The organism is Rhodopila sp. (genome assembly GCF_035548235.1).
Classification (GTDB): domain Bacteria; phylum Pseudomonadota; class Alphaproteobacteria; order Acetobacterales; family Acetobacteraceae; genus Rhodopila.
On the sequence record NZ_DASZTJ010000024.1, the window covers coordinates 1 to 4,298 of the forward strand.

General features: G+C 64.6%; 3 protein-coding genes. 2 read left to right on the forward strand and 1 reads right to left on the reverse strand.

Features of this window, described 5'->3' with window-relative positions; translation table 11 throughout:
• Positions 1–637: DUF3459 domain-containing protein (locus tag VHB27_RS01210; RefSeq protein WP_325596868.1), on the forward strand; the 637-nt coding region annotated here is incomplete at its 5' end.
• A complete protein-coding gene (gene treY / locus VHB27_RS01215) occupies positions 634–3,390 on the forward strand; it encodes a malto-oligosyltrehalose synthase (protein WP_325596870.1) in 2,757 nt (918 codons plus the stop codon). The genes VHB27_RS01210 and treY, both read left to right, overlap by 4 nt.
• Before the next feature lie 6 nt (positions 3,391–3,396).
• Here treY and VHB27_RS01220 read toward each other — a convergent pair.
• A partial coding sequence (locus VHB27_RS01220; protein ID WP_325596872.1) for an ABC transporter substrate-binding protein occupies positions 3,397–4,298 on the reverse strand: 902 nt, incomplete at its 5' end.

Consider the following 4,298-nt stretch of genomic DNA (forward strand, 5'->3'; position numbering starts at 1 on the left):
GAACCACGACCAGATCGGCAACCGTGCGTTCGGCGAGCGCCTGTCCGCCCTGGCGTCGCCGGATGCCGTCCGGGCCGTCGCCGCCGTCTATCTGCTGTCGCCGCAAATCCCCATGCTGTTCATGGGCGAAGAGTGGGATGCCTCGCAGCCTTTCCCCTTCTTCTGCGATTTCCAGGGTGACCTGGCCAACGCGGTGCGTGAAGGCCGCCGCAACGAGTTCGCCCGCTTCCCGGCGTTCCGGGACCCGATCATGCGCTCACGGATTCCCGATCCGCTGGCGGAACAGACCTTCCTGGCCGCCAAGCTCGACTGGTCCGATCCACACAAGCCGGATCATGCCGCCTGGCTCGCGTGGTACCGCACGACCCTGGCCTTGCGCAAAGCCGAGATCATTCCGTTGATCCCCAGGATCGGCAGCAATGCGGGGCAATCGCAGGCACTGGGCGATCACGCGGTCCACGTCGCATGGCGTCACGGCGATGGCGGCCGGCTGATCCTGACGGCCAATCTTTCGGCGGCCACGATCGCGGCGCCGGCGTCCGAGGGGCGGGCGATACGGTCCGAAGGCACGATCCACCCCGACGGCTCGTTTGGACCATGGACCGTCCGCTGGACCATCGTCGAGGCTCGTTCATGAGCACGCCCAGGGCAACCTATCGCCTGCAGTTCAACAGCCGCTTCGGATTCGACGATGCTGCCGCCGTCGCGCCTTATCTCGCCCGTCTCGGCATCAGCCACATCTACGCCTCCCCATACCTCAAGGCTCGGCCTGGTAGTTTGCATGGATACGATATCGTCGATCACGATGCGCTGAATCCCGAGCTGGGCGACGAGGCTGCGTTCCGGCGGATGGTCCAGGCATTCGCAGACTGTGGACTGAGGCAGATACTTGATTTCGTCCCGAACCATATGGGCGTGGGCGGCGTTGACAACCCGCTGTGGCTGGACGTCCTGGAATGGGGCGCCGACTCGCTCTATGCCGGCTGGTTCGATATCGATTGGGACCCGGAACGGCGCTATTTGCAGGGTAAGGTGCTCGTCCCGTTCCTGGGAGACCAGTACGGCGCTGTCCTGGAGTCAGGCCAGTTGCAATTGAAATTCGACCCCACGGAAGGCAGTTTCGCGGTCTGGGCCTACGATTCCCACAAGCTGCCCATATGTCCGCTGCACTATGATCGTATCCTGGGGAACGACCATCCTGAGCTGGAGCGGATCGGCGATTCCTTCGCCGGACTGCCCGATTGGCGGCCGCAGATTCCACGCCGAGCGGGGGAGTTGAAGGCGGAGTTGGGAGCGGCGTGTGGGGAGAACGAGGAGGCGCGGGCCGCCATCCGGACCGCCCTTGACCGGTTGAACGGAACGCCGGGGGACCTCGACTCCTGGCGCGGCTTGGACGCGCTGATCCAGGACCAGCACTGGCGCGCCGCGCATTTTCGCGTCGCGGCCGATGACATCAATTACAGGCGGTTCTTCGATATCAACGATCTCGCCGGGCTGCGCATGGAATTGCCCGACGTCTTCGAGCATGCCCATCGGCTGGTGTTCCGTTTGCTGCGTGACGGAACGCTCGACGGGATCCGCATCGACCACATTGACGGTTTGCTCGATCCCAAGGCGTATCTGCGGCGATTGCGGGAGAAGTCCGGCGTGGACTTCTACCTCGTTGTCGAGAAGATCCTTGCCCATCATGAAGCGTTGCGTGACGATTGGCCGGTCGACGGCACCACGGGCTATGAATTCGCCAACAGTCTGACCGGCCTGTTGATCGATCCCGCCGGGGAGGCGATGTTCACTGCGACCTATGCAAGCTTCACCGGCCGAAACGACGCGTTTGCCGACATTGTGCGCGACTGCAAGATCCGTATCATGCATAACGAGATGGCCAGCGAACTGAACGTCCTTGCGCGGGATGCGGGACGCGTGGCCAGGCAAAATCCGCGGACCGCCGATTTCACCCGCAGGATCCTGCTGCGGGCAATCCGAGCGGTTATTGCGTGCTTCCCGGTTTACAGGACGTATATCGACACGACGTCGCAACCGACCCAGGCGGACCGCCGTGACTTGGACTGGGCCGTCAGCCAGGCCCGTCGTCTCGATTCCGAACTGGATCCCAGTGTCTTCGACTTCTTGGGCCGACTGCTCAGCGGCGACCTGGTGGCCCAGCCGCGCAGCGGGTTCAGCCGCCACTCGGTGCTGCGTTGCGCGATGAAGGCGCAGCAATACAGCGGGCCGGTGATGGCCAAGGGCCTGGAGGACACGGCTTTCTATCGATACAATCGCTTCATCGCGTTGAACGAGGTCGGGGGCAACCCGGTCCAGTTCGGCGTGTCGCTGGCTGCGTTCCATCGTACCAACCGCCTGCGCGCGCAGAACCTGCCGCATGCCATGCTCTCCACCTCCACCCACGACACCAAGCGCGGCGAGGACACCCGCGCTCGGTTGGCGGTCCTGTCCGAGGCGCCCGATGAATGGGCCCAGAAAGTGCAGGTCTGGAGCCGCGTCCTGCGCGCCAGGCGGGGCGATATCGAGGGGACGGGCGATCCGGACCGCAATGACGAATACGCCTTTTTCCAGATGCTGCTGGGCACCTGGCCGCCGGACCTGTTCGATCAGCAGCAACTCGATGCGGAAACGCTGGCCACCTATCGCGACAGGATCAAGGGCACGCTGGTGAAATCGATGCGGGAGGCGAAGCAGCACACCACTTGGGCCTCGCCGAACGAACGGTATGAGACCGCGATGCTCGACCTCGCGGACCTTGCGCTCGACCCGGCGCGATCGGGCACGTTCCTGACCGATTTCCTGCCGTTCGCGGCGACCATGGCGCGGCTGGGTGTCGCCAATACGATGATCCAGACGGTGTTGAAGCTGACCTTGCCCGGCGTGCCGGACGTCTACCAGGGGTCGGAGCTTTGGGATCTGAGCCTGGTCGATCCGGACAATCGCCGACCGGTCGATTACGCCTTGCGGTCGACGCTGCTGCATGAGCTTGAGACGGCGCTGTCGACCGATCGGGTGGACACGATGCGCGCACTGCTGAGGACGTGGCAGGACGGGCGGTTCAAGCTGGCGATCGTCGCGACGCTGCTGCGCCTGCGGGCCTCGCTGCCGGCGCTGTTCGCCGAGGGCGACTATGAACCGCTTGCCACGTCCGATGAGATATGTGCGTTCGTCCGCCGCCAGGAACGCCAGGCGCTCCTGGTTTCCGTGCACCGGTTCCCTGCTCGTCGCGAGGCGCAGGGGACGGCGGATGCACGCCTGGAACCGCCGACGGACCTGGCCGGCAGGACCTGGCAGGACGTGCTGACCGGCCTGACATTCGGCCCGGAACTGGAACTGGGCCGCCTGCACGATGTGCTGCCCTGCTGCGTCCTGCTGGGCGAGGATTGAAGCACTTCAGGCGCAGGCCGGGTTCTCCGGCAGGAATGCCTTGGCCGCGGGCACCGTGCCCACCGTCTCGTAATAATCCCACGCTCCCTTGCTCTGGGTCGGTTGTTTCACGCGATACAGCGACAGGTCGACCATCAGCCGCCCGTCCGCGCGCAGTGACGCCGGCCGGCCGAAGCAGGCGACCGGCATTGCCCGCATCGCCTTGTTCACCGCCACCGGATCGGTCGTCCCCGCCTGCGCCATCGCCTTCAGGAAATGCGTTGCCGCCGCGTAGTTCATCGCCTGGTTCTTGGTCGGCATCGCCTTTCGCTCCGCCATGAACCGCTTGGCGAACGCGCGTGCGTCGTCGTTCTGGTCCCAATAGAAGCTGGACGCGAAGCTCAACCCCTGCGCGACGTCCAGGCCGAGCGAGTGGATGTCGGTGATATAGACCAGGAAACCGGCGAGCTTCGTATGCACGCCGAACTCGTGAAGCTGCTTGATCAGGTTGACCTGGTCGTTGCCCACCGCCGCCAGCCCGATCACCTGGGGGTTGGCGGCTTGCGCGGCGACCACCTGGGTGGAGAAGTCGGAATTCCCGATCGGGAATTTCGCCGATCCCAACAGCTTGCCGCCATTCGCCTCGATCGCCGCGGTGGTCAGGTTCTGCAATGCCAGGCCGAAGGAAAAATCGACCGTGATGAAGAACCACGTACCGCCCGGTTGCAGCATCGCCGCGCCGGTGGTCAAGGCATGCGTGTCATCCGCCCAATGGCTGCTGGTGGGGGAGCAGAATTTCGACGTGAACTCGCTGATCGCAGAGGCGGTGATCATGACCGAACCGCCCTTTTCCTTCGCCACCTGCTGCACCGCCAGCGCGACCGGCGTCACCGGCAGGTCCATCACGGCATCGACGCCGTGATCGTACC

Bases quoted from the DNA above. Each gene is read 5' to 3' on its own strand.
- treY (WP_325596870.1), top strand. From the start codon at position 634: ATGAGCACGCCCAGGGCAACCTATCGCCTGCAGTTCAACAGCCGCTTC.